Annotated in this window: 22 protein-coding genes; 5 read left to right on the top strand and 17 right to left on the bottom strand. The window is 55.0% G+C overall.

The features are described from left to right. Positions 1–17: 17 nt before the first annotated feature. Genes dxs through xseB form a run of 3 tightly spaced genes read right to left on the bottom strand, consistent with a single transcriptional unit; the run spans position 18 to position 3,047 of the window. On the bottom strand, positions 18–1,880 hold the full coding sequence (dxs, locus tag INF61_RS09430; protein ID WP_015571294.1) for a 1-deoxy-D-xylulose-5-phosphate synthase: 1,863 nt from the start codon (positions 1,878–1,880) through the stop codon (positions 18–20). Positions 1,881–1,904: 24 nt separating this feature from the next. Continuing rightward, on the bottom strand, positions 1,905–2,804 hold the full coding sequence (ispA, locus tag INF61_RS09425; RefSeq protein WP_017383172.1) for a (2E,6E)-farnesyl diphosphate synthase: 900 nt from the start codon (positions 2,802–2,804) through the stop codon (positions 1,905–1,907). Next, positions 2,805–3,047: an exodeoxyribonuclease VII small subunit gene (gene xseB / locus INF61_RS09420; RefSeq protein ID WP_003859094.1), complete on the bottom strand. Its 243-nt coding sequence runs from the start codon at positions 3,045–3,047 to the stop codon at positions 2,805–2,807. It abuts the gene before it with no gap. A 178-nt stretch (positions 3,048–3,225) separates the two neighbouring features. Here xseB and thiI point away from each other — a divergent pair, with 178 nt between their 5' ends. Then, complete coding sequence (gene thiI, locus INF61_RS09415) at positions 3,226–4,674, top strand: tRNA uracil 4-sulfurtransferase ThiI (RefSeq protein WP_006809903.1); 1,449 nt, start codon at positions 3,226–3,228, stop codon at positions 4,672–4,674. Positions 4,675–4,767: 93 nt separating this feature from the next. Here thiI and yajL read toward each other — a convergent pair whose 3' ends face one another. Together yajL and panE are read right to left on the bottom strand one after the other, a co-directional pair. Next, positions 4,768–5,361, bottom strand: a complete 594-nt coding sequence (gene yajL, locus INF61_RS09410) for a protein deglycase YajL (RefSeq protein WP_063138394.1) — start codon at positions 5,359–5,361, stop codon at positions 4,768–4,770. Further along, positions 5,324–6,235 carry a 2-dehydropantoate 2-reductase gene (panE, locus tag INF61_RS09405; protein WP_032647423.1) on the bottom strand — a complete coding sequence of 304 codons (912 nt, stop codon included), beginning with the start codon at positions 6,233–6,235 and terminating at the stop codon, positions 5,324–5,326. Before panE ends, yajL begins: the two co-directional genes overlap by 38 nt. A gap of 125 nt (positions 6,236–6,360) precedes the next feature. On the opposite strand from panE, the gene INF61_RS09400 reads away from it, so the two are divergent. Further along, positions 6,361–6,852, top strand: a complete 492-nt coding sequence (locus INF61_RS09400; protein ID WP_045907203.1) for a YajQ family cyclic di-GMP-binding protein — start codon at positions 6,361–6,363, stop codon at positions 6,850–6,852. 32 nt (positions 6,853–6,884) lie between these two features. Here the strand turns inward: INF61_RS09400 and INF61_RS09395 are convergent, their stop codons facing one another. The 7 genes from INF61_RS09395 to INF61_RS09365 all read right to left on the bottom strand — a co-directional run bounded on the left by INF61_RS09395 (position 6,885) and on the right by INF61_RS09365 (position 15,177). After that, entirely contained in the window at positions 6,885–8,246 is a 1,362-nt protein-coding gene (locus tag INF61_RS09395) for an MFS transporter (RefSeq protein WP_017694418.1), read from the bottom strand. A 114-nt stretch (positions 8,247–8,360) separates the two neighbouring features. Further along, positions 8,361–9,008, bottom strand: a complete 648-nt coding sequence (fucA, locus tag INF61_RS09390) for an L-fuculose-phosphate aldolase (protein WP_033486681.1) — start codon at positions 9,006–9,008, stop codon at positions 8,361–8,363. Between the two features lie 28 nt (positions 9,009–9,036). Then, positions 9,037–10,032, bottom strand: a complete 996-nt coding sequence (locus INF61_RS09385; protein ID WP_045907202.1) for a LacI family DNA-binding transcriptional regulator — start codon at positions 10,030–10,032, stop codon at positions 9,037–9,039. 61 nt (positions 10,033–10,093) lie between these two features. Then, positions 10,094–11,683, bottom strand: coding sequence for an FGGY-family carbohydrate kinase (locus INF61_RS09380; protein ID WP_045907201.1), 1,590 nt, complete (start codon positions 11,681–11,683; stop codon positions 10,094–10,096). Between the two features lie 11 nt (positions 11,684–11,694). Further along, positions 11,695–12,645 (bottom strand): ABC transporter substrate-binding protein, encoded by a 951-nt coding sequence (locus INF61_RS09375; RefSeq protein WP_000858088.1) that lies wholly within the window; start codon positions 12,643–12,645, stop codon positions 11,695–11,697. Between the two features lie 46 nt (positions 12,646–12,691). Further along, on the bottom strand, positions 12,692–13,675 hold the full coding sequence (locus tag INF61_RS09370; protein ID WP_017383183.1) for an ABC transporter permease: 984 nt from the start codon (positions 13,673–13,675) through the stop codon (positions 12,692–12,694). A 2-nt stretch (positions 13,676–13,677) separates the two neighbouring features. Further along, the gene (locus INF61_RS09365) at positions 13,678–15,177 is read right to left on the bottom strand and encodes a sugar ABC transporter ATP-binding protein (protein WP_017383184.1); all 1,500 of its coding nucleotides are present in this window, start codon (positions 15,175–15,177) and stop codon (positions 13,678–13,680) included. A gap of 407 nt (positions 15,178–15,584) precedes the next feature. Between INF61_RS09365 and fucI the strand changes: the two genes are divergently transcribed. The 3 genes from fucI to fucU are packed head-to-tail and all read left to right on the top strand — an operon-like array spanning position 15,585 to position 19,237. Then, on the top strand, positions 15,585–17,363 hold the full coding sequence (fucI, locus tag INF61_RS09360) for an L-fucose isomerase (protein WP_193547718.1): 1,779 nt from the start codon (positions 15,585–15,587) through the stop codon (positions 17,361–17,363). Between the two features lie 49 nt (positions 17,364–17,412). Further along, a complete protein-coding gene (gene fucK / locus INF61_RS09355) occupies positions 17,413–18,816 on the top strand; it encodes an L-fuculokinase (protein WP_047734410.1) in 1,404 nt (467 codons plus the stop codon). After that, entirely contained in the window at positions 18,809–19,237 is a 429-nt protein-coding gene (gene fucU / locus INF61_RS09350; RefSeq protein WP_017694412.1) for an L-fucose mutarotase, read from the top strand. The genes fucK and fucU overlap by 8 nt, the downstream gene beginning before the upstream one ends. Positions 19,238–19,277: 40 nt before the next feature. Here the strand turns inward: fucU and cyoE are convergent, their stop codons facing one another. From cyoE to cyoA, 5 genes are read right to left on the bottom strand one after another with little or no spacing between them, the layout of a single operon-like run. Beyond that, the gene (gene cyoE, locus INF61_RS09345; RefSeq protein WP_003859062.1) at positions 19,278–20,165 is read right to left on the bottom strand and encodes a heme o synthase; all 888 of its coding nucleotides are present in this window, start codon (positions 20,163–20,165) and stop codon (positions 19,278–19,280) included. An 11-nt stretch (positions 20,166–20,176) separates the two neighbouring features. Then, positions 20,177–20,503 (bottom strand): cytochrome o ubiquinol oxidase subunit IV, encoded by a 327-nt coding sequence (locus INF61_RS09340; protein WP_006809888.1) that lies wholly within the window; start codon positions 20,501–20,503, stop codon positions 20,177–20,179. Next, entirely contained in the window at positions 20,503–21,117 is a 615-nt protein-coding gene (locus tag INF61_RS09335) for a cytochrome o ubiquinol oxidase subunit III (RefSeq protein ID WP_003859057.1), read from the bottom strand. The genes INF61_RS09340 and INF61_RS09335 overlap by 1 nt, the downstream gene beginning before the upstream one ends. After that, the gene (cyoB, locus tag INF61_RS09330; RefSeq protein ID WP_017383189.1) at positions 21,107–23,098 is read right to left on the bottom strand and encodes a cytochrome o ubiquinol oxidase subunit I; all 1,992 of its coding nucleotides are present in this window, start codon (positions 23,096–23,098) and stop codon (positions 21,107–21,109) included. The genes INF61_RS09335 and cyoB overlap by 11 nt, the downstream gene beginning before the upstream one ends. A 16-nt stretch (positions 23,099–23,114) precedes the next feature. Further along, positions 23,115–24,062, bottom strand: a complete 948-nt coding sequence (cyoA, locus tag INF61_RS09325) for a cytochrome o ubiquinol oxidase subunit II (protein ID WP_006809886.1) — start codon at positions 24,060–24,062, stop codon at positions 23,115–23,117. Positions 24,063–24,378: the final 316 nt, after the last annotated feature.

Genomic DNA, 24,378 nt, shown 5'->3' with positions numbered 1-24,378 from the left:
GCAGAAAAGGGGAGGGATCAGGCCAGCCAGGTGCGGATTTTAGCTTCGATACCGGCGGCGTCCAGACCAATGTCGGCGCGCGCCTCATCCTGGGTGCCTTGCGGGATGAAGTGGTCAGGGAGGCCGAGATTAAGCACCGGAACGGCTTTACGGTTCGCCATAAGCACTTCGTTCACGCCGCTACCCGCGCCACCCATGATGGCGTTCTCTTCCAGCGTGACCAGAACGTCATGGCTTTCCGCCATGCTCAGAATCAGAGATTCATCGAGCGGCTTCACGAAGCGCATATCGACCAGCGTCGCATTCAGGTTTTCAGCGACTTTTGCCGCTTCCGGCATCAACGTACCAAAGTTCAGGATCGCCACTTTTTCACCACGGCGTTTCACCAGACCTTTACCGATATCCAGTTTTTCCAGCGGCTGTAATTCAACGCCAAGGGCATTACCGCGTGGATAACGTACCGCGCAGGGGCCGTCCTGATAGTGGTAACCGGTATACAGCATCTGACGACACTCGTTTTCGTCGCTTGGCGTCATGATCACCATATCAGGGATGCAGCGCAGGAAGGAGAGATCAAACGCGCCCTGGTGCGTCTGGCCATCAGCCCCCACAATGCCCGCGCGATCGATAGCAAACAGCACCGGCAGCTTCTGAATGGCAACGTCATGGATAACCTGATCGTAGGCGCGTTGCAGGAAGGTAGAGTAGATCGCTACCACCGGCTTGTAGCCGCCAATCGCCAGGCCCGCAGCAAAAGTTACCGCGTGCTGCTCGGCGATAGCCACGTCGAAATACTGGTCCGGGTATTTTTTGGAAAACTCCACCATGCCGGAGCCTTCACGCATGGCAGGCGTCACCGCCATCAGCATGTTGTCTTTCGCCGCCGTTTCGCACAGCCAGTCGCCAAAGATTTTTGAGTAGCTTGGCATCCCGCCGCTGCTTTTCGGCAGACAACCGCTGGTATGGTCGAACTTAGGCACCGCGTGGAAGGTGATCGGATCTTTTTCCGCCGGTTCGTAACCACGCCCTTTTTTGGTCATGATATGCAGGAACTGCGGGCCTTTCAGGTCGCGCATGTTTTTAAGCGTCGTCACCAGGCCCAGCACATCGTGGCCGTCCACCGGGCCAATATAGTTAAAGCCCAGCTCTTCGAACAGCGTACCCGGCACGACCATGCCTTTGATGTGTTCTTCGGTACGCTTAAGCAGCTCTTTAATCGGCGGTACGCCGGAGAAGACTTTTTTACCGCCTTCACGCAGTGAGGAGTAAAGCTTGCCGGACAGCAGCTGCGCCAGATGGTTATTCAGCGCGCCGACGTTCTCGGAGATCGACATTTCGTTATCGTTGAGGATCACCAGCATGTCCGGTTTGATATCGCCCGCGTGGTTCATGGCCTCAAAGGCCATCCCGGCGGTGATCGCCCCGTCGCCAATCACGCAGACGGTGCGGCGTTGTTTATTCTCTTTTTCGGCGGCAACGGCAATACCAATGCCCGCAGAAATGGAGGTGGAAGAGTGGCCGACGCTTAACACATCATATTCACTCTCGCCGCGCCACGGGAACGGGTGCAGGCCCCCTTTCTGGCGAATGGTGCCAATTTTATCGCGACGTCCGGTCAGAATTTTGTGCGGATAGGCCTGGTGGCCTACATCCCAGATCAGCTGATCGAACGGCGTGTTATAGACGTAATGCAACGCCACGGTCAGCTCAACCGTGCCAAGTCCGGAGGCGAAGTGGCCGCTGGAGCGGCTAACGCTGTCGAGCAGGTAGCGACGCAGCTCGTCACACAGCTTCGGCAGACTCTCTTTCGGCAACAGACGTAACTCCTGAGTGGAGTCAACTAACGCCAGTGTCGGGTATTTGGCAATATCAAAACTCATCAAAGGCTCATCGAGATTTATAGTTTATTTATCACGCTGGATTATGTAGTCCGCTAGCGCTTCCAGTGCCGAGGTATCCAGCGATTGCGCGGCCAGCTCATTCAGCGACCGGCGGGCATCGTCTATCAGATCCCGGGCTTTACGTTGGGCATGCTCAAGGCCCAACAGGGCGGGGTAGGTACTTTTGCCAAGCTGCTGATCCGCACCCTGACGTTTTCCCAATGTTGCAGTATCGCCCACCACATCCAGAATGTCATCCTGAACCTGGAATGCCAGACCGATACTTTCTGCGTATCTGTCCAGAACCGGCAGGGCTTTACGCCCGCGTTCACCCGCGCTCAGCGCGCCCAGGCGAACGGCTGCACGAATCAGTGCGCCCGTTTTGTGACGGTGGATGCGCTCCAGCTGTTCCAGAGTAACCTGACGACCTTCAGCCTCCAAATCCAGCGCCTGGCCGCCGCACATCCCGGCGACGCCGCTGGCCATTGCCAGTTCGGACACCATTGCCAGACGATCGCGATCGCTCACCTCAACCATCGGCGCATCGCTCAGAATGGAGAAGGCCAGGGTTTGCAGCGCATCCCCCGCCAGAATGGCATTCGCTTCGCCAAATTTGATATGGCAGGTTGGCTGACCGCGACGCAAATCGTCATCGTCCATGGCCGGCAAATCATCGTGGATCAGCGAATAGGCGTGGATACACTCCACGGCGGCTGCCGGGGCGTCCAGCGTGTTATCGCTGATACCGAACATATTGCCCGTGGCATACACCAGGAACGGACGCAGGCGTTTACCCCCCAAGAGTGCGCCATAGTGCATGGCTTCAACCAGTGGAGTGTTCTGAAAAGGCTGCGGCTCAATGAATCGGCGCAGCGCATCGTTGGCGCGGATGACGCGCGCCTGAAGCGCGTTGGAAAAATCCATTTACTCGGCGTCCGGTGTGAATGGCGTGGTTTTAGCGTCTTCGCTGTCGGAAAGCAGGATCTGCACACGCTGCTCGGCCTGCTGGAGTTTTACCTGCCCCTGGCGCGCGAGCTGCACGCCGCGTTCAAATTCGTTGAGCGCGTCTTCCAGCGGGAGATCGCCACTCTCAAGACGGGTAACGATCTGCTCCAGTTCACTCAGCGCAGTTTCGAAACTGGCCGGTGCGTCGTTTTTCTTCGGCATAGTGAATTGACTCTTAAATTTTTCGCCCTGACATGGTAACGGACTCGGGGCAATTATCAAATAACGCGAGTGGCGCGATGGTGGTATACTTGCGCGCCTGGATGCAGCCACGGGTGTGGGCTGCTGTATCATTTTCCACTACAAGCCTTTATAAGCTTGCCTAAGAAACATTGCCGCCATGAAGTTTATCATTAAATTGTTCCCTGAAATCACTATCAAAAGCCAATCCGTGCGTTTGCGCTTTATTAAAATTCTCACCGGGAACATTCGTAACGTATTAAAACACTACGACGAAACGCTCGCCGTGGTGCGTCACTGGGACCATGTAGAAGTCCGCGCGAAAGACGAAAACAAACGTCTTGATATTCGCGACGCGCTGACCCGTATCCCGGGTATTCACCATATTCTGGAAGTGGAAGACGTTCCCTTCACCGATATGCACGATATCTTCGAAAAGGCGTTGGTGCAGTACCGCGACCAGATCGAAGGGAAAACGTTCTGCGTGCGCGTGAAGCGCCGGGGTAAGCATGAGTTTAGCTCTATTGAGGTTGAGCGCTACGTCGGTGGTGGTCTGAACCAGCACGTTGAAACGGCGCGCGTGCGCCTGACTAACCCGGACGTCACCGTTAATCTTGAGATCGAAAACGATCGCCTGCTGCTGGTCAAGGGCCGTTACGAAGGTATTGGCGGTTTCCCTATCGGCACTCAGGAAGATGTGCTGTCGCTGATCTCCGGTGGTTTCGACTCCGGCGTGTCCAGCTATATGCTGATGCGTCGCGGCTGCCGCGTGCACTACTGCTTCTTTAACCTGGGCGGCGCGGCGCATGAAATCGGCGTACGTCAGGTGGCGCATTACCTGTGGAACCGCTTCGGCAGCTCTCACCGCGTGCGTTTTGTGGCGATCAACTTTGAGCCGGTGGTCGGCGAAATCCTCGAAAAAGTGGACGACGGCCAGATGGGCGTGGTGCTGAAGCGTATGATGGTGCGTGCGGCGTCCAAAGTGGCTGAGCGCTACGGCGTGCAGGCGCTGGTCACCGGTGAAGCGCTGGGGCAGGTCTCCAGCCAGACGCTGACTAACCTGCGTCTTATCGATAACGTGTCTGATACGCTGATCCTGCGTCCGCTGATCTCTCACGATAAAGAGCACATCATCGATCTGGCGCGTAAAATAGGTACTGAAGATTTTGCCCGCACCATGCCGGAATATTGCGGTGTGATCTCAAAAAGTCCAACCATCAAAGCGGTGAAGGCGAAGATCGAAGCGGAAGAAGAGAACTTCGATTTCAGCATCCTGGAAAAAGTGGTGGCGGAAGCGTCCAACATCGATATCCGTGAGATCGCTCAGCAGACCGAGCAGGAAGTGGTTGAGGTGGAGACGGTCAGCGGCTTCGGTGCTAACGATACGATTCTGGATATCCGTTCTGTTGATGAGCAGGATGACAAGCCGTTGCAGGTGGAAGGCGTCGAGGTGGTTTCGCTGCCGTTCTACAAGCTGAGCACCCAGTTTGGCGATCTCGACCAGAGCAAAACGTATCTGCTGTGGTGCGAACGTGGGGTCATGAGCCGTTTGCAGGCGCTGTATCTGCGTGAGCAGGGCTTCGCGAACGTGAAGGTGTATCGCCCGTAGTTTCTCGCCCGGTGGCGCTTCGCTTACCGGGCCTACGGTACCGTGCATTTGTAGGCCGGGTAAGGCGTAGCCGCCACCCGGCTTTTTTATGCACTACTCTTCATAGTAATTATAAATCCCCGCCGCCATCACCAGCGATGACGCCACTTCGTACGCTTTTTCGCGCCCAACCAGCAGGTCAATTATCTTCAGGCCAAAATCAATGGCAGTGCCCGGCCCCTGGCTGGTGAGCAGGTTAACGCGCGGATCCCAGACCACGCGTTTATCCACCCACTGGTCTTCCGGAATTGTGTCCTTCAGGCCAGGGAAGCCTGTCATATTGCCGATGGGGAAAATGTCGTGCGGAACCAGCACCGTACCCGCGGCCGCACAGATTGCCGCGACGATACGCCCGGAAAGATGAAACTGACGAACGGTTTCAACCAGCAGCGGGCTGTCGCGGAAACACTCTGCACCCTTCAGCCCACCCGGCAAAACGATCATGTCGTAATCACCGTCCGCCACCTGTACAAGCGGTGCATCCGCCAGGATCTTCACCCCACGCGAGCAGGTAATCGCCAGACTTCCGTCGCTGGCGACGCTGGCGGTAGTAACCTTAATACCACCACGCACCATCAAATCAATGGTGGTGACCGCTTCTGTCTCTTCGCTACCAGGGGCGAGGCATACCAGTGCCGATGCGCTCATACTCACTCTCCTTTCGTTTTACTAACTCAAACAGACGGCTGTTTTCCGCAACGGTAATACCGTGTGCCCGGGCGCGTTTTAACAGATAACCGGTAATGTAATCAATTTCGGTATGCCGCATAGCCCGGATATCCTGCAACATTGAGGAGATATTTTCTGCCGTACTCTCAATGACCTGGTCGACATAATAACGTAAATCGGACTCTGAGGTGTGGTAGCCTTCGCGTTCAATGACGGCGGCAACTTCCCGGCAAATCAGCGCTACCCGATCGGGGTGCTGGCGCAGCTCACCGTTAGGGCAATCCAGCAGGGCGGTCAGCGGATTGATCGCGCAGTTCACCGCCAGTTTGCGCCACAGTTCCGCGCGAATGTTATTGTGCCAGGCGACGTCAGGCAGCGTGCTTTGCAGGGTATCCGCAAGATAGCTGTAATCGCCGGGCTGTTCACGCGCAGGACCGATATGGGTGATACCACTGGCAACATGGATAATGACGTTACCGTCGCGACGTGCCGCGTGGGTGGTTGTCCCCATCAGAAGCGGTTGCCGGACAGATTTAAGCTCTTCAATGGTACCCATACCGTTGTGAATCAGCAGGATTGGCGTGCGTTCAGGTAACTGGGCGGCCAGGCTTTTCACCGCATCGGAGACCTGCCAGGCCTTCAGCGTGACCAGCAGCAAATCACTGGTGGCAAGAAATTCCGGATCGTTTGCCGTCAAAGACTCGTTGAAAATTGAACCGTCTGTACCAATTACGTTCACACTGCAATAGGGCTGGGGAATTCGCAGCCAGCCCTGAACGTCGTGTCCCTGTTTGCATAGCGCTGTAAGCCAGAGTTGGCCAAGGGCTCCGCATCCAAGCACTGTTACTTTCATCGTTCCTCCTCACCTGCAACGGCGCCAGGTGCTATGACGCTAAGTATAGCGCCATCAGCTAAGCTTCTCGTTATGCCTCGTTGCGGGTATTATGCAACGCAACAAAAATGAAGGGAGAAGAAAAGATGCCATCTTTCGATATTGTTTCTGAAGTTGATTTGCAGGAAGCGCGTAACGGCGTAGAAAATGCTGTCCGTGAGGTTGAGTCACGTTTCGATTTTCGTGGCGTTGAGGCGAACATTGAACTGAACGACGCGAACAAGACGATCAAAGTCCTGAGCGAGTCTGATTTCCAGGTCAACCAGTTGCTGGATATCCTGCGCGCCAAGCTGCTCAAGCGCGGCATTGAAGGGACCTCACTCGATGTACCGGAAGATTTTGTTCACAGCGGCAAAACCTGGTTTGTGGAAGCGAAGCTGAAGCAGGGGATTGAGAGCGCGGTACAGAAAAAAATCGTTAAGCTTATCAAAGACAGTAAGCTCAAAGTGCAGGCGCAGATCCAGGGTGAAGAGATCCGCGTGACCGGAAAATCCCGTGATGACCTGCAATCCGTGATGGCGCTGGTGCGTGGCGGCGATCTCGGTCAGCCATTCCAGTTTAAAAACTTCCGCGATTAAGACAATCATGCCCGGCTAAACCGGGCATTTTTTCAGGCCTTCAGCGCCTGCTCCACCTCAAAGCGGTTAGTCACTTTGCTGTCAATTTTGACATACGCACTGCGCTCTTCCGGGACAATCAGCACTTCGCTCACGCCCTCTGTCGCTTCCAGACGCTGTTTTAACGCGTCACCGATTGCCACGTCATCGGGAATTTCTACCCGCAGGCTACTTACATAGCGCGGCTCTTTCATGGTGCTGGCAACAAACAGCCAGAGCATCGCCAGCAGCGCACCGGCGAGGAAAACGGTCTGGGAGTCAAACAGACCGTCCACCCAGCCGCCGAGCGACCCGCCGATCGCCACGCCGAGAAACTGGCTGGTGGAGTAAATGCCCATCGCGGTGCCTTTGTATCCTGCCGGAGACTCTTTGCTGATAAGCGACGGCAGCAGGGCTTCCATCAGATTAAACGCCAGGAAGAACAGCTGTACGCCGGCGATCAGTTCCCAGAAATGCGGGCCAGCGCCCCACAGCACAATCTCGGCAATCAGCAATAACGCCACGCAGCCCACGAAGACGCGTTTCATTTTGCGCTTCACTTCGGCGTAAATAATGAAGGGCACAACGGAGACAAACGAGATCAGCATTGTGACCAGATAAATTTTCCAGTGCTCTGCCGCCGGGAAACCGGCTGCGGCAAGTTGACCGGGCAGGGCGACGAAGGTGGACATCAGCAGAATGTGCAGGCACATAATGCCGAAGTTCAGCTTAAGCAGGCGCGGCTCGGCGATGACTTTGCTGAAGCAGCCTTTCACCATCCCGGATTCACGGTTGAGGACGTGGTTTTTACTGTCAGGCACAACCCACAGCGTGAGTGCGATCCCAATGGTCGCCAGCACCGCAATCATCCAGAACAGGGCGTGCAGGCCGAGCGCATGAGTGATAACAGGCCCCAGCACCATGGCAATGGCAAACGTGACGCCGAAGCTGACGCCGATAAACGCCATGGCTTTGGTGCGGTTTTGCTCGCGGGTTAAGTCTGACAGCAGCGCCATCACGGCGGCGGCAATCGCCCCGGAACCTTGCAGGGCGCGCCCAAGAATAATTCCCCAGATGGAGTGGGAGAGGGCGGCGATGATGCTGCCAAGTACAAACACCAGCAGCCCGCCGACAATCAGCGGTTTGCGACCTACGCGGTCGGAGAGCAGGCCAAAGGGGATCTGGAATATCGCCTGCGCCAGGCCGTAGATACCAATCGCCAGACCAATCAGCGCTTCGCTGGCACCCTGTAACGCCATGCCATATGTGGTCAGAACGGGCAGGACCATAAACATGCCAAGCATCCGCAGCGAGAAAACAGTCCCTAAACCCCAGGTCGCACGCAGTTCGCCTGGCGTCATTTTATAATCGTTCATTACCACCTCTACCAAAAAGCAGGCCATAGTTTAGGCGGGGTGATAAGTGCGGTAAATAGGTGTTTGTTTAAGAGATATTACGAGGGTGTGATAAAAGCACCCCCGGATAAAAAATTACGCCTCGACGCGCAATCCGTAGCTTTTGAATTTCTCAAGAACAATGGCAATTTCATCGTCACTGAGTACCGGAACGGGATCTACTATCGCCAGCGTGGCCAGGTAGAGTTTTGCCAGCACCTCTACCTCCTGCGCCAGCCACAGTGCCTTTTCAAGATTTTCTTCGCAGGTTATCAGGCCGTGGTGCTGTAATAGCGTCGCTTTGCGATTGCGTAATGCGACCGCGACATGCTCTGACAGCGCGCGCGTCCCGAAGGTCGCGTAAGGGGCGCAGGGAATGGAGTTTCCCCCGGCGGCGGCAATCATATAGTGAATAGCAGGAATGGGGCGGTTCAGTATCGAGACGGCGGTACAGTTAACCGCATGGTTATGGACGACGGCGTTAGCATCCGGGCGGGTCTGATACACAACCTGATGAAAACGCCATTCGCTGGAGGGCAGTTTATCTTCTTCGTGTCGCCCCTGTGCATCTACATAGACGATACTCTCTTCGGTCAGATGCTCGTAGGGAATTCCGGTCGGCGTAATCAGCATGCCGTCGCGATAGCGAACGCTGATATTGCCGGCGGTGCCCTGATTTAACCCCATGCGGGTCATCTCAAGGCAGGTGTCGATAATGTCTCTGGCTAATCGGGCTCGTTCCATTTTTTATTCTCCGGGTACAGTTTTATTTTTACTGGCGGGAACGTTTGACCAGCTTCATATCGACTTTCGCCGTCTCGTTGACCGCTTCGCCGTCGATGGCTCGCTGCATCAGTTCAAACGCTTTTTCCGCCCAGGTATCTTCATCCTGCTGCATGGACCAGACGCTGTTAGGCAGGAACCCCAGCATGGGATGCTCATCGAAGGTGCCGATATTGATGTGTTGGGGCACGGTGCCGGTACGCGTCCGCAGGGCTTCAATTGCCCCTTCCAGAACGGGTAACGATGAGGCGATAAACGCCTGCGGAACACCCTGGCTGTCGATAAGCGAATCCATCAGGGCATATCCGCCCTCCGGCGTATTGTCCGGCCCTTCGATGACCCACTCGCGATGGTGAATACCGGCTGTTTTCAGGGCCTGTAAGTAGCCGTTCAGACGGTCCGTAATGCTGGGCAGTGCGGTATCGCCCACAAGGAACCAGAGCGGCGTTTTTTTCTCTGCCAGCATGTTGCGGGCCAGTTCATCCCCCCCGGCCTCGTTATGACTCTCAACCAGCGCGTTGTCAGTAAAGCCAAAATCCCGGTCGAGGAGCACCAGTGGTTTTTGGATCTGCCGCAAATGATGCTGCTGGTTTTCCAGCGTCGAGGGAACGATAAACAAGCCGTCCACGTTGCGCGCCATCAGGGCTTTGACCAGCTTGTTTTCGTAATCCACATCGTTGTAAGTACAGCTGATCATCAGCTGGTAGCCCGAACGGCGGCAGCGCAGTTCGAGTTTCTCGGCGAGCGTTGCAAAGAACACGTTCGAGATGTTGGGTACGATGAGTCCCAGCGTCTCGGTTTTGTTTAGCTTAAGACTGCGCGCCGAATGGTTGAGGGTATAGCCGAAGCGCTCGACGTGTTCATTAATTCGGGACTGTGTTTTCACGCTGATCCGATACTGTTCGGCTTTCCCGCTCAGTACCAGCCGCACGGTGGTGACGGATAAATTCAGATCCTTCGCTATCTGTTCAACTGTTTTGGCCATCGCTACGCCTCAATCCTTAACGTACGTAAAAAACTGCTGATAAAGCATACGCATCCTGCCATTACATTTCCTGTTGCATCAGGAGATTAAGCGCCTGCTGCTGGGTCCACAGCATCAGGTACGCCTCATATTTTTGCCTGTGGAAAGCCGCGGTTTCCGGCCGACGGGTGATGATGTCGCCGGCTTTGACCATTTCCCGGGTGGCATCGGTGAGCGTTGCCCATGCACCGCTCGCCACAGCGCCGCAAATGGCCGCGCCGAGAGTGACGGCATCTTCTTCGGCTAAGAGATGAATATCGCAGCCCGTGGCATCGGCATACTCCCGCAGCCAGAGCCGGTTATGGGTGGCTCCTCCACAAATGACAATGCGCGAGAAAGTGTGCCCGTGATGTTTCAGGGTATCCATAATATGTCGTGTGCCATAGGCTATGGCCTGTAGCGTGGCCAGATAGAGCCTCGCCAGCGCACGTTCACCGGTTTCTAATGTCAGACCAACCACGCTGCCCCGCGCATCCGGACGCGAACGCGGCGAGCGGTTGCCGTGGTGATCGGCCAGAATGTGCAGGTTGCGGGTGGGATATTTTTCTTCCTGTTCAAGCGCGGCTACCCAGTCGTTGAGCAGCGCCACCGGATGGCGTTGCGCCGCTTCTGCTTTTGCAAACAGGTCTGCGCTGGCTCCGTGCCCGCGCAACGTCCAGTCGACCAGCGCCCCGGCAGCACTTTGCCCGCCTTCCGTCAGCCAGTAGCCCGGCAGCATGGCGCTCCAGTAAGGCCCCCAGACGCCGGGCGTATGGATCTCCGTCTGACTGGCAAGCATATGGCAGTTCGAGGTTCCGCTGATGAGCGCCAGCGTGCCCTCCGGGTGTGAGCCCGTCAGCGCCACGCCACCCGCGTGGGCATCGATCATGCCGCTTGCCACAACCACCTCTTCGGGCAACCCCAGAGCTTGCGCTGCCTGTGGGCTGAGTTTCCCGACGCATTCAGCGACGTCCAGAATAGTATCGGGAATTTTTGTCAGTAAGGTCTCCAGCCCCACCTCCCTGAGCAGCGATTCGCTGAACTGCGCCTCATGCGCAAGGTAGTTCCATTTGCAGGTGAGGGTGCACAGGCTGGCGGCGTCCTGGCCCGTCGCTTTCCAGACCAGAAAATCGGCAAGGTCGAAAAAGCGCCAGGCCTGATTCCATGTTTCAGGATGATGTCGCTGCAACCACAGCAGTTTTGGCAGTTCCATTTCAATACTCACCTCGCCGCCCACGTAGCACAGGGCAGGATCGCGTGTGGCATTGATGCGAACAGTTTCTTCGTGAGCACGATGATCCATCCACATAATGATGTCCTGCGATGCCGGACTGTCGGGGGACACGCTCAGGCCGTTACCCTCAGCATCCAGCGCGACCAGCGAGCACGTGGCGTCGAAGCCAATCGAACGAATGGCGTCGGGTGAGATCCCAGAGGAGTCGACGGCTTCCCGCACCACCGCGCAAACCTGCTGCCAGATCTCCGCGGAGGACTGTTCCACGCGCGCGTTGCTGGCGTGAAACTGCGAAATCGGACGGGTCGCGAAGCTCAAACGCTCGCCTTGCGCAGAGTAAAGCCCAGCACGAACGCTGGCTGAACCCACATCGACCCCGAGGAAATAGCCGTCACTCATCATAAACTTCCTTATTTTTTACCAAACGGATGTAACAGTTTATCAATTTCAGGGGTGTTGATATTCTGCGCATTGACATATTTCACTGGAATATCTATTTCCTTAGCCACCGTCTGTCCGGAAATCACCGCGTTCAGCGCCTTTATGCCCTGATAACCAATCTGGTACGCGTCCTGCACCACGAAGCCCTGAATCACGCCGTTTTTGAGGAAGTTAATGATGGCTTCGGTGCTGTCAAAACCGATGACTTTCACTTTGCCCTTCAGATTCTGGCTGTCGATAGCGTTCGCAACGCCCAGGGTTGAGCCTTCGTTGGTGGCATAAATACCGGCGATATCCGGGTTGGCCTGAACCATATCAATGGTTTTATCCATCGCCTTTTGCGGGTCGCCATCGCTATATTGCACCGGCAGTACCTGAATATTCGGGTACTTCTCTTTCATTCGCTCGCTGAATCCTTCAGAGCGCTCAATGGCGGACGTCGTTCCGGCTACGTGGGCGATAATACCCACTTTCCCCTTCTGGCCTACCTGCTCCGCCAGCGCATCCGCAGCCTGTGCGCCCGCCTTACGGTTATTGGTGGCGACAAAGCTGGCCGGGATATCGGAGTTCACGCCCGAGTCGAAGGTCACCACTTTGATCCCCCGGCTGTTGGCGGTTTCGACCAGCGGGGCAAGGGCGTTTGCATCAAGCGCGGCCAGCAACAGGCCGTTTGGCTTTTGTGCCATGGTGTTTTCGACTAACTGGATCTGCTCGGCGATTTGCGTTTCATCGGCAGGGCCAACGTAGCTGGTTTTGTCACCCAACTCTTTTGCGGCAGCTTCCGTCCCCATTTTGACCGTCTGCCAGAATTCGTGCTGGTAACCTTTACTGACTACCGGCAGGTTTAAATCTTTTGCCAGCGCGCTGCTGGACAGGATGGCAACGAGCGACAGGGCGCTCAGGATATGGCTGGTTTTCATTATTTTGCTCCGTTGTAGGGTTGGCAGGGCTTGTTGTATCGAGAACCTAACGCATTCTTTTACGTAACGTGTCCAGGTAGACGGCGGCAACGACGACCACGCCCATCGCCACCATCTGCCAGAACTGGGACACGCCCATGAGATTGAGGCCGTTTTTCAGCACGCTCATAATGAACGCGCCTATGATGGTGCCGCCAATCGTGCCCACGCCGCCCATCAGACTGGTACCGCCGATCACTACCGCCGCAATGGCTTCCAGCTCATAACCCACGCCTACGGTTGGCTGGCCTGAATTGAGACGAGAGGCGAGGATCACCCCGGCCACGCCGGTTAACAGGCCGCATAAGGCGTAAACGAAAATTTTCACGCGCTGGACTTTAATCCCGGAAAGATGTGCCGCCGTTTCATTGCTGCCGACAGCGTAGATATAGCGGCCCATCACCGTTTTCTTCAGGATCCACATGGCGATCAGTGCCACGATGACCAGGTAGAACACCGGGTAAGGCAGGACGTCGAACAGGCGACCCTGCGCTAGCAGCTTGAACTGCGGGTAGTCAGAAAAATAAATCGCGCGGCCATCGGTCATCACCATATTGATGCCGCGTACCGACATCATTAAGCCGAGGGTGGCAATAAACGGTGGTATGGTCATTTTGGTGACCAGAAACGCGTTCACATAGCCGCAAAGCCCGCCGGCGAGCACGCCTGCCAGAATACAGACCGGCAGCGGCATACCAAACCCGGCGGCGATGCCCACCGCAACCCCTGAGAACGCCACCACCGATCCGAGCGACAGGTCGATCCCGGCGGTAATAATCACAAAGGTTACGCCAATGGCCATGATGCCAATCACCGCCGTTTGCAGGGCGATAGTCATGATATTTTCAGTATTAAAGAAGAACGGTGAGCTGAAGCTGAAAAACAGAACCAGCAATACCAGGCTAAAAAGAGGCGCCAGACGCATCAGGAGCGCTTTATTTATTTTCATCGTATGACTTCCGCTTTGCGGCGATGGAACGGTAACGGACATGATTAATCCTCCAGCGTGGCGTATTGCATGATTTTTTCCTGGGTGGCGTGCTCAGCCTCTATTTCGCCGGCAATGTGGCCGCTGCGCATCACAAGTATGCGGTCGCACATTCCTAATACTTCCGGCAGTTCGGATGAAATCATGATGATCGATTTACCTTTAGCGACAAGGCGGTTCATTAGTTCATAAATTTCCAGCTTAGCGCCAACATCAATTCCCCGGGTTGGCTCATCAAAAATTAAAATATCGGTATCTTTACAGACCCAGCGGGCAATAATGATCTTCTGTTGATTACCGCCGCTTAAATTCAGTGCCGCCTGTTCCAGATGCGGCGTTTTTATTCGCAGCGCATCCACCAGTTTCTGGCTGGACTCCCGGCAGCGTTTTTCATCGACATTACCCGCGGCGCCGGCGTAGTCCGGGTAATTGCCGAGCATAATGTTCATCTCAACGGAAAGGCCGAGGGCGAGTCCCTCTTTTTTGCGGTCTTCTGTTAAATAGCTGATGCCTTTCTCAATGGCGTCAGCCACGTCTTTAATCCGTGTGGGGGTGCCGTTCAGCGTCAGGGTACCGGCGTCGATCGCATCGGCGCCAAACAGGGCCCGGCCCAGTTCCGTTCGGCCTGCGCCCATTAAGCCAGCGAGGCCGAGGATCTCACCGCGCCAGAGGGTAAAGTTGATGTCGTGCAGTACACCATTTCGCGTCAGGCCATTCACCTCCAGCACTTTTTCTCTGCGCTGATGCGGCGGGCGTTTTGGGTAGATGTTATCGAGATTGCGGCCAACCATCATGGCGATAAGCTCGCCGATCTGAACCGTTTCATAATCTACGGTGGCGATGTATTGTCCGTCGCGCATGACGGTCGCGCGATCGGCGATCAGCGCCAATTCTTCCAGACGGTGCGAGATGTAGACTATCCCCGTGCCCTGAGCCTTGAGCATCCGCGTGACGTCAAATAAACTCTCGATTTCACTTTCGGTCAGCGCGGCGGTGGGTTCATCCATGATTAGCACTTTGGCATTGACCGAAATCGCTTTGGCAATTTCCACCATCTGCTGCTGGGCTACGGTTAATTCACTGACGCGGGCGTCCGGGGCGATTTTTAAATTCAGCGTGTGCAGTATTTTCTCAACCGCCTGTCGCTGGGCGCGTTTATCTAACTGCCAGCGACTATTTTTGCAGAATTCACGGCCAATAAAGATATTCTCTTCCACGGTTAAATCGGGAAAGAGATTAAATTCCTGATGGATAATCGTAATACCTGCGTGCTGAGCACTTAGCGGATCGCTGAATGATACGGATTGCCCTTCAAAGCGAATTTCACCGGAATCGGGTTGGTAAACACCGGATAATATTTTCATCAGCGTCGATTTGCCGGCACCGTTTTCACCTAACAGGGCATGAACTTCGCCGCGGCGTAAATCGAAATCAACCTGATTCAGCGCCAGCACGCCGGGAAAGCGTTTGGTGATGCGCGTCATCTGAATAAGAGTCTCTGACATTGCAAAATTCCTGTGTTGGAAAGGCAATGAATCACAAGCCACAGTGATTTAGTTATTAAGCTAACTCGACTTAGCTTTCGTCCTTAAAAGCTATTTTAGGGTCATAATTTAGCCAAATCATTTGTATTCAAATTGTGACGTCGTGCAAAGGTATTTTGTTATTTAATTGAATTTAAACGGTATGTTTAGTTTTTGCTGAATCGTAATACCTGACGCTGATCGAATTTTGACCTCTCATCGTGAAACTGCTCACAGATTCTGCACATTTATCTTGTCTCATTTTTAGTGAGAACCCTAAGCTAATTCGAGTTAGCAAATTTCACCGCTTTCCGTTCACGGTGCTGCCCGGGCGCTTTTTCACGGCTATGCCCCTGAGACGGATAGGTTAACCAACGTGAGGAAGGGCTATGAAAACGATAAAAGCGTTACCCCGGATTGGCATTCGACCTGTTATTGATGGCCGCCGAATGGGCGTACGCGAGTCTCTGGAAGAGCAGACCATGAACATGGCGAAAGCCACGGCGGCGCTACTCAGTGAAAAATTACGCCACTCCTGCGGTACGCCCGTAGAGTGCGTAATTGCCGACAGCTGCATTGCCGGAATGGCGGAATCCGCCGCTTGCGAAGAGAAGTTCAGCACGTGCCACGTTGGTCTGACGATCACCATCACCCCCTGCTGGTGTTACGGGAGTGAAACCATTGATATGGATCCGCTGCGCCCGAAAGCGATCTGGGGCTTTAATGGCACCGAGCGTCCGGGGGCGGTATACCTCGCAGCGGCGCTGGCAGCGCATAACCAGAAAGGGATCCCGGCGTTTTCCATTTACGGCCACGATGTACAGGATGCGGGCGACGAGACCATCCCGGCAGACGTTGAGGAAAAATTGTTGCGCTTCGCCCGGGCGGGCCTGGCGGTCGCCAGCATGAAGGGGAAAAGTTATCTGTCCGTGGGCGGTGTCTCAATGGGGATCGCGGGCTCGATTGTCGATCACAACTTCTTTGAATCCTGGCTGGGGATGAAGGTGCAGGCGGTGGATATGACCGAACTGCGTCGCCGCATCGATCATAAGATTTACGACGAGCAAGAACTTGAGCTGGCCCTGAGCTGGGCGAAGGCACATTTCCGTTTCGGCGAGAATAAAAACGCAGAGCAGTATCGTCGCAATGAACAGGAAAATGCCGCGATCCTGCGGGAGAGCCTGCTAATGGCGATGTGCATCCGCGACATGATGCAGGGCAACCCTAAACTCGCTGCGATGGGCCGCGTGGAGGAATCGCTGGGCTATAACGCCATTGCGTCCGGTTTCCAGGGGCAGCGCCACTGGACGGATCAGTATCCAAATGGCGATACCGCAGAGGCGCTGCTGAACAGCTCTTTCGACTGGAACGGTATTCGCCAGCCGTTGGTAGTGGCGACGGAAAATGACAGCCTTAACGGGGTAGCGATGCTGTTTGGGCATCTGATGACCGGCACCGCGCAGATTTTTGCTGATGTACGCACCTACTGGTCGCCGGAGTCGGTTGAGCGTGTTACAGGCCAGAAGCTCACTGGACGGGCTGAGCACGGCATTATTCATCTGATCAACTCCGGCTCGGCGGCGCTGGACGGTACAGCGGAGCAGAAAGACGCCGAGGGGAAACCGACCCTGAAACCACACTGGGACATTACTGAGCAGGAAGCCAGCGCGTGCCTGGCCGCAACCCACTGGTGTCCGGCGGTGCATGAATACTTCCGCGGGGGCGGTTTCTCATCAAACTTCCTCACCCGGGGTGGCGTGCCATTTACCATGACCCGCGTAAACCTCATCAAGGGTGTGGGTCCGGTATTACAGATAGCGGAAGGCTGGAGTGTTGAGCTGCCGGAACACGTACATGACATTCTGAATAAGCGCACCGATTCAACCTGGCCCACCACCTGGTTTGCCCCACGCCTGACCGGTAAAGGCCCGTTTAGCGACGTCTATTCAGTGATGGCGAACTGGGGCGCTAACCACGGGGTATTAACCGTCGGGCACGTCGGCGCTGATTTCATCACCCTGGCGTCCATGCTGCGCATCCCTGTATGCATGCATAACGTACCGGAGGCGCTGATTTATCGGCCGACGGCCTGGGGCGCTCACGGTATGGATCCGGAAGGGCAGGATTACCGCGCCTGTGAAAATTACGGACCGTTATACAAACATTAATCCGGCCTGCCAGCCTGCTCCGGCGGGCTGGCAGCCTGTGGGGACCGCGATGAAAAAATGTTTTCTGGTTCTCGATTGTGGCGCGACGAACGTGCGCGCCATTGCGCTGGATCCCGAAGGGAATATTGTGGCGCGCGCCGCGGTGGCGAACGAAAGCGAAAGCGCCGCTGAAAATCCGGCCTGGCACCAATGGTCGCTCGACGCCATCATGCAACGGTTTGCCGTCTGTTGTCAGAAAATCAGCGCAGCGCTGAGCGAGCATCAACTGTGCGGAATGAGTGTGACGACCTTTGGCGTGGATGGCGCACTGGTAGATGAGCGGGGAGAACTGCTTTACCCGATCATCAGCTGGAAGTGCCCGCGAACCGTGCCGGTGATGGAAGCGGTTGCCCGTTCATGCTCCCCGGCAGAACTACAGCAGATCACCGGCGTTGGGCAGTTTAGTTTTAACACGTTGTATAAGCTAGGCTGGCTTCAGGACAACCATCCCGATCTGTTACAGCGTGCTCACGCCTGGCTTTTTATCTCCTCGCTAATCAACCATCGTCTGACCGGAAAGATGACGACCGATCTCACGATGGCCGGTACCAGTCAGATGTTCGATCTGCATCAGCAGCGCTTCAGTGAAACGATCTTAAGCAAGATCGGCGTGCCTCATTCCCTTTTCCCGCCGCTGGTTTCCCCCGGAGAAAGGATTGGTGAATTGCGGCCCGACGCTGCATCCAGGCTCGGATTGCCTTGCGGTGTGCCGGTGATCTCCGCCGGGCACGACACGCAGTTTGCCCTTTTTGGCGCCGGGGCGGGAATTAATGAGCCAGTTCTCTCTTCGGGTACCTGGGAGATTTTAATGGCGCGCACCACGCAGGTTGATACCGCTTTGCTGGGGCAATACCCGGGCGCAACCTGCGAACTGGATAGCCGGACGGGGCTCTATAATCCGGGAATGCAATATCTGGCGTCTGGCGTACTGGAGTGGATCCGCGCGCTGTTCTGGTCGCCTGATACCGACTGGGACACTATTCTGGCTCAGGCGGCGGCAATTCCGAACGGCGCGGATGGCGTCACGATGAATACCCAACTGCTCGATTCTCCACTCGCCGGCTGGCAGGGCGTTACGCTCACCACAACGCCAGCCCATTTTTACCGCGCAGCCCTGGAAGGACTCACGGTGCATCTGCAAGAAAAATGCCTGGCGCTGGAGGCGATCGCGCAATTTAAGGCGCGTGAACTCCTGCTGGTGGGGGGAGGTAGCCGCAATATGCTGTGGAATCAGCTCAAGTCCAATGCGCTTGGGATCCCGGTGAAGGTTCTTGAAGAGGCTGATACGACCGTGCTGGGGGCGTCTTTGTACGGATGGTGGGGCGTCGGAGAAACGGCCAGCGCTGAGGCTGCTCGCGATCGGGTCCACTATCGTTACCGTTATTTCTATCCTGAGGAGCAACCTTGTGCTTAAAACGATATCCCCTCTGATTTCACCCGAGCTGCTGAAAACGCTGGCAGAGATGGGTCATGGTGACGAGATTATTTTTGCAGATGCTCACTTTCCCGCGCATAGCCTGGGGCCAAAGACGATCCGCGCAGATGGCCTGCTCATCAGCGATTTGCTGGCCGCGGTGATACCGCTGTTTGAACTGGACAGCTATGCGCCACCGCTGGTGATGATGGCCCCTGTCGACGGGGATACGCTCGATATACAGGTAGAAGCGCGCTATCGCAACGCACTCTTTGGTGAGGCGGAAGGGGAGGGGGTTACGCGTATTGACCGTTATGCGTTTTATGCGCGGGCACAGAAAGCGTACGCCATCGTGGTGACGGGCGAGACCGCGAAATACGGCAATATACTGTTAAAGAAAGGGGTTACGCCGTACCAATAAAAAACGCCGGGCTAAACCCGGCGTTTTTACATCAGCCTTCTTACCAGACGTAAGTCAGCAGGTTTTGTGAATCAGGCACCATGAAGTCTACGGACATCATCACGGACAGGGAGGTGATGGCGACAATCGAGAACACAAACAGCTTGCGTGCCCAGACTTTGTCATCTTCCACTTTGTAACCGCGCAGGGCCATGCCGAGCCACCAGACGCTCACCGCAGCTGCTACCACCAGATATTTATATCCGGCGTAACCGCCCAGAGAGAGCATCAGCGTTGCTACGGCAAAAGCGATGATGTAGAGCGTGATGTGGTTCTTGGCAACCGAAATGCCTTTCACGACCGGCAGAACCGGAATGTTCGCCGCCTGATAATCCTTAAAGCGGAAAATCGCGATGGCGTAGGAGTGCGGCATCTGCCACAGGCTAAAGATAGCCAGCAGGATGAGCGCACCGCTGTCGAACTCGTTCGTGACGGCGCAGTAGCCAATCACCGGCGGCGCCGCGCCGGAGAGAGAACCAATCAGCGTGCCGTAGACGGAGTGACGTTTCATATACAGGCTGTAGACGCCCACATACACCACGAACCCCATCACCCCCAGCCAGCAGGCCAGCGGGTTAGCACCAAACCACAGCAGCATAAAGCCAGCAATACCCAGCAAGGTGGCGTACACCAGCGAGACGGAAGGAGCAATCAGGCCTTTAACCAGCACCCGATTTTTGGTCCTTTCCATCTTCTTGTCGATATCCATGTCGATGTAGTTGTTAAATACACAACCGGACGCAACCACCAGTGACACACCGACCAGCGTGTAAATAAAGAGGGTGTAATCAATGCTGCCTTTAGAGGCCAGCAGGAACCCTCCGATTACGGAGATCAGGTTGCCAAAGATGATGCCTGGTTTCGTGACTTGCAGGTATTGCTTAAACATACTCGCCGCTCTTAGTGAACCATCATGTTGTAGTTAAGGTTCCACATAATCCAGATGGAACCGACTACCAGGATAGCGATGATAATCACGGTAAAGATAAAGGCCGTCATGTTCCAGCCTTCATCGGACTTGGTGTTCATGTGCAGGAAGCAAACCAGATGCACCAGAATCTGAATCACCGCGGTCACCAGGATTGCGCCCAGGATAACCGGCTTAGATGCAGAACCGTTCATCACCATCCAGAACGGGATCACCGTCAGAATGATCGACAGGATGAAACCTGTCATGTAGGTTTTTACGCTGCCGTGGGAAGCGCCATGATCGTTAGAATGACTCATTACATCGCCCCCATCAGATAGACAACAGAGAACACACAGATCCATACCACGTCCAGGAAGTGCCAGAACAGGCTCAGGCACATAATACGGGTACGGTTAGTACTGGTCAGGCCGCGACGGGAGATCTGGAACATCAGCACCGCCATCCAGATCAGACCCGAGGTCACGTGCAGACCGTGGGTGCCTACCAGCGCGAAGAACGCTGACAGGAAGCCGCTACGATCCGGGCCGAAACCTTCCATGATCAGGTGATGGAATTCATAGATTTCCATCCCGATAAAGCCAGCACCAAACAGCCAGGTCAACGCCAGCCAGGAGACAACCTGGCTCTTGTTGTTTTTGTACATGGCGATAGCCGCCATGCCGTAGGTGATGGAGCTGAATAACAGCAGTGCGGTTTCAACCAGAACGAACGGCAGTTCAAAGATGTCCTTACCGGTCGGGCCGCCCGCTGTGCCGTTCACCAGAACGGCATAGGTTGCGAACAGACAGCAGAACAGGATGCAGTCGCTCATCAGGTAGATCCAGAAACCGAAGACTTTCGTCGGTCCTGTATCATGGTGCGCATGTTCATGCGCGTGGGCAGTTGAGTGCGCCAGAGTATCAGTTGCCATTTTTCAGCCCCGCTTTAGAAATCTCGTCAAAATGCTGGTTTTCCAGCTTTTCAACTTCACGGACTGGTACGTAGTAGTCCACGTCCTCGTCAAAGCTCTTCACAATCCAGCTGATTACGATGCCAGCGAAGCCAACAATCGCCATCCACCAGATGTGCCAGATCATTGCGAAACCAAATACCGTTGCGAAAGCGGCAATGACCATGCCCGCGGCGCTGTTTTTCGGCATATGGATCTCTTCGTAATGCTCAGGTTGCTTGTACGCTTCACCTTTTTCTTTCATTTCCCAGAATGCATCACGCTCGTGAATGTGCGGCACTACGGCAAAGTTATAGAACGGAGGCGGAGAAGAGGTCGCCCACTCCAGCGTACGGCCACCCCATGGGTCACCGGTCAGGTCGCGGTTCAGGTTACGGTCACGGATAGACACGTAGTACTGAATCAGCTGGCACAGAATACCGCAGGCAATCAGCGCTGCGCCGCCCGCTGCAACCATCAGCATTGGGTGGAACTGCGGATCGATCTGCTGGCTCAGACGACGGGTCATCCCCATGAAGCCCAGCACGTACAGCGGCATAAACGCCACGAAGAAGCCGATGATCCAGAACCAGAACGCGCGTTTACCCCATTTTTCGTTCAGGGTGAAACCGAACGCTTTTGGCCACCAGTAGGTCACACCAGCGAAGCAGCCGAAGACCACGCCACCGATGATAACGTTATGGAAGTGCGCAATCAGGAACAGACTGTTGTGCAGAACGAAGTCAGCACCTGGTACCGCCAGCAGTACGCCGGTCATCCCACCTACGGAGAAGGTCACGATGAAGCCGATGGTCCACAGCATAGCTGAGTGGAACACGATACGACCCTGGTACATGGTGAACAGCCAGTTGAAGATCTTAACCCCGGTCGGGATCGCGATAATCATGGTGGTAATACCGAAGAAGGCGTTTACGTTGGCACCCGCACCCATGGTGAAGAAGTGGTGCAGCCAGACGATGAACGACAGGACGGTAATACATACGGTTGCCCACACCAGAGAGGTGTAACCAAACAGGCGTTTGCGCGAGAAGGTTGCCGCGATTTCGGAGAACACACCGAACACCGGCAGAACCAGGATGTACACTTCTGGGTGACCCCAGGCCCAAATCAGGTTGATGTACATCATCATGTTGCCACCCATATCATTCGTGAAGAAATGGGTACCCAGATAGCGATCCAGGGTCAGCAGCGCGATGGTGACGGTCAGAATTGGGAACGACGCGATAATCAGGACGTTGGCGCACAGAGATGCCCAGGTAAATACTGGCATCTTGAACATCGTCATACCTGGTGCACGCATCTTCAGGATGGTCACGAAGAAGTTAATACCGGTCAGGGTGGTACCGACACCGGAGAGCTGAAGCGCCCAAATCCAGTAGTCAACGCCCACGCCCGGACTGTACTCAATTCCCGACAGCGGCGGGTAGGCCAGCCAGCCAGTCTGAGCAAATTCGCCCACACCCAGTGACAGGTTAACCAGGATAACGCCGACAACCGTGAACCAGAAGCTCAGGTTGTTCAGGAACGGGAACGCAACGTCGCGCGCGCCGATTTGCAGCGGAACGACCACGTTCATCAGACCGATTACCAGCGGCATCGCCACGAAGAAGATCATGATAACGCCGTGGGCGGTAAAGATCTGATCGTAGTGGTGCGGTGGCAGGAAGCCGGCTTCGCCCGCAGACGCAAGCGCCTGCTGGCTACGCATCATGATTGCATCCGCAAAGCCACGAATTAACATGACGATACCGACGATGCAGTACATGATACCGAGTTTTTTGTGGTCAACCGAAGTCAGCCACTCATTCCACAGGTAGCTCCACTTACCGAAGTAAGTGATCAGGCCAACTAAGGCCGCGCCACCAATGATAATTGCAGCCACCGTAACCATAATAATCGGTTCATGGTAGGGCACTGCATCCAGTGTCAATTTTCCGAACATTTTCTTCCTCGGCCCCTTAGTGAGCGGTTTCCGCGTGGCTCATGTCCATGCCTTCCATACCCTGGTGCGTGTTGTGCTCGCCTTCAGGCTGGGTCATGTCCATGCTCATGCCGTGATCCATAAATTTGCCAATAACGTCTTTGAACAGATTCGGTTTCACGTTAGAGAAGTACTCCACCTTGTTGTATTCGCTAGGTGCAGCCACTTTTTCGAACGCCGCCATGTCAGACATGGTGTTTGGAGACTGCTTCGCTTTTGCAACCCACTGGTCGAAAGTCGCGCGGTCTGGCGTAGCGATAGCTTTGAACTTCATACCCGAGAAGCCCGGGCCACTATAGCTGGCGGAGATACCGTCGTAGGTGCCTGCTTCATTCGCGATCAGGTGCAGGTTAGTCTGCATACCGGCCATCGCGTAAATCTGGCTGCCCAGACGTGGGATGAAGAAGGAGTTCATTACGGAGTTGGAGGTCACTTTGAACTGAACCGGAGTGTTCGCCGGGAAGGCGATTTCATTCACGGTAGCAATGCCCTGTTCTGGATAGATGAAGAACCATTTCCAGTCCATGGAGACCACTTCAATGGTAATAGGTTTTTCATCGTGAACCAGCGGTTTGCTCGGCTCAAGTGCGTGAGTGGTTTTCCAGGTCAGTACAGCAAGGAACAGGATGATCAGAATAGGTACCGTCCAGACCACAGCTTCCACTTTATTGGAGTGTGACCAGTTAGGGCTATACTTCGCATCTTTATTGCTCGCACGATACTTCCAGGCGAAACCAACAGCCATCAAGATGGCAGGAATAACCACAATCAACATCAGGCCAAAAGCCGTCAGTATCAATGAACGTTGTTCCAGTCCAATCTGTCCTTTGGGGTCTAGTAGTGCAGAATCGCAGCCACTGAGTAATACAGTGCCTGCGAATAATGACAACCATCCCAAACTTTTATTGTATTTCCTGAGTCTCATTTAACGACCTCAATTCCACGGGAGTCTGGTGGCGTTTAAAGTGTGGGGGCATTTTACGGGAAGGTTACATTACTGTAAACATCATTAGCCCTGTGTCAGGAAGGTGTTACCGGGTTCTGCCGCACATGTCACAAGTGTTGCAAATTATGTCGCGTTTTCCGGGGGAAGCCGCACGGAGCGGGCGTTATAACGAAAGGGTGCCCCAGCATACCGCAAAAGGGACAATTGGTATAACCATTGTGAAAAATACACAAATAATTAACAATTAATTATCAATAAAAAGACAACTAAAAAACGAAAATTCAATCTTTCGAAT

Source organism: Enterobacter cloacae complex sp. P18RS, assembly GCF_014982105.1.
Taxonomy (GTDB): domain Bacteria; phylum Pseudomonadota; class Gammaproteobacteria; order Enterobacterales; family Enterobacteriaceae; genus Enterobacter; species Enterobacter hormaechei_C.
The sequence above is the reverse complement of the archived record's forward strand: the minus strand, read 5'-3'. Positions and strand labels throughout refer to the sequence as shown.

Bases quoted from the DNA above. Each gene is read 5' to 3' on its own strand.
- dxs (WP_015571294.1), bottom strand. From the start codon at position 1,880: ATGAGTTTTGATATTGCCAAATACCCGACACTGGCGTTAGTTGACTCC.
- ispA (WP_017383172.1), bottom strand. From the start codon at position 2,804: ATGGATTTTTCCAACGCGCTTCAGGCGCGCGTCATCCGCGCCAACGAT.
- xseB (WP_003859094.1), bottom strand. From the start codon at position 3,047: ATGCCGAAGAAAAACGACGCACCGGCCAGTTTCGAAACTGCGCTGAGT.
- thiI (WP_006809903.1), top strand. From the start codon at position 3,226: ATGAAGTTTATCATTAAATTGTTCCCTGAAATCACTATCAAAAGCCAA.
- yajL (WP_063138394.1), bottom strand. From the start codon at position 5,361: ATGAGCGCATCGGCACTGGTATGCCTCGCCCCTGGTAGCGAAGAGACA.
- panE (WP_032647423.1), bottom strand. From the start codon at position 6,235: ATGAAAGTAACAGTGCTTGGATGCGGAGCCCTTGGCCAACTCTGGCTT.
- INF61_RS09400 (WP_045907203.1), top strand. From the start codon at position 6,361: ATGCCATCTTTCGATATTGTTTCTGAAGTTGATTTGCAGGAAGCGCGT.
- INF61_RS09395 (WP_017694418.1), bottom strand. From the start codon at position 8,246: ATGAACGATTATAAAATGACGCCAGGCGAACTGCGTGCGACCTGGGGT.
- fucA (WP_033486681.1), bottom strand. From the start codon at position 9,008: ATGGAACGAGCCCGATTAGCCAGAGACATTATCGACACCTGCCTTGAG.
- INF61_RS09385 (WP_045907202.1), bottom strand. From the start codon at position 10,032: ATGGCCAAAACAGTTGAACAGATAGCGAAGGATCTGAATTTATCCGTC.
- INF61_RS09380 (WP_045907201.1), bottom strand. From the start codon at position 11,683: ATGAGTGACGGCTATTTCCTCGGGGTCGATGTGGGTTCAGCCAGCGTT.
- INF61_RS09375 (WP_000858088.1), bottom strand. From the start codon at position 12,645: ATGAAAACCAGCCATATCCTGAGCGCCCTGTCGCTCGTTGCCATCCTG.
- INF61_RS09370 (WP_017383183.1), bottom strand. From the start codon at position 13,675: ATGTCCGTTACCGTTCCATCGCCGCAAAGCGGAAGTCATACGATGAAA.
- INF61_RS09365 (WP_017383184.1), bottom strand. From the start codon at position 15,177: ATGTCAGAGACTCTTATTCAGATGACGCGCATCACCAAACGCTTTCCC.
- fucI (WP_193547718.1), top strand. From the start codon at position 15,585: ATGAAAACGATAAAAGCGTTACCCCGGATTGGCATTCGACCTGTTATT.
- fucK (WP_047734410.1), top strand. From the start codon at position 17,413: ATGAAAAAATGTTTTCTGGTTCTCGATTGTGGCGCGACGAACGTGCGC.
- cyoE (WP_003859062.1), bottom strand. From the start codon at position 20,165: ATGTTTAAGCAATACCTGCAAGTCACGAAACCAGGCATCATCTTTGGC.
- INF61_RS09340 (WP_006809888.1), bottom strand. From the start codon at position 20,503: ATGAGTCATTCTAACGATCATGGCGCTTCCCACGGCAGCGTAAAAACC.
- INF61_RS09335 (WP_003859057.1), bottom strand. From the start codon at position 21,117: ATGGCAACTGATACTCTGGCGCACTCAACTGCCCACGCGCATGAACAT.
- cyoB (WP_017383189.1), bottom strand. From the start codon at position 23,098: ATGTTCGGAAAATTGACACTGGATGCAGTGCCCTACCATGAACCGATT.
- cyoA (WP_006809886.1), bottom strand. From the start codon at position 24,062: ATGAGACTCAGGAAATACAATAAAAGTTTGGGATGGTTGTCATTATTC.